The organism is Neisseria sp. P0021.S007, assembly GCF_051956855.1.
Genome location: NZ_JBQCXA010001498.1, coordinates 1 through 471, shown reverse-complemented (window position 1 = coordinate 471; position 471 = coordinate 1). Strand labels below are relative to the sequence as shown.

Below are 471 nucleotides of genomic sequence, written 5' to 3'. Positions count from 1 at the left end.
ATCGAATATCCTGCAAGGTCTCAGCCACGCGACTGCCCTGCTCCCGATAATCTGCCGATACTTTGCGGAACAATACGGCAATAATCAGCAGACTCACGAAGAAAATGCCGAAAAACACCCACAAAGCCGCAACATCCGTCAGCACGCGGTTCAATCCGAACAGCAAACCGACCAAGCCCACCATCAACAGCGCGCCGGACAACACCAGCCAAATCGCCAAACGGAACACATTCTCCGCCTGACGCGTCAAATCCAAGCTCAATACCTGCAAACGCAGCAACAGCAAATCCGCGCCCTGATTCAACAAAGCCTTGCCATGTTCAAAACGCTGGCGAATTCCCATCTCGATTATCCTTTTTTCTTAGGAAACATAAGGCTAAGGCCGTCTGCACGGCGCAATGAAATCCATGATTTCATGTGCACGCCTGTTCAGACGGCCTTAACATATTCACATTAACGACGGTTCAACAA

The 471-nt window shown here is 50.3% G+C and carries 1 protein-coding gene; it reads right to left on the bottom strand.

Features of this window, described 5'->3' with window-relative positions; all coding sequences use genetic code 11:
- Positions 1-343, bottom strand: a 343-nt coding sequence (locus ACTHUR_RS19915; protein ID WP_440400527.1) for a phage holin family protein, incomplete at its 3' end; no start/stop codon positions are given.
- Positions 344-471: the final 128 nt, after the last annotated feature.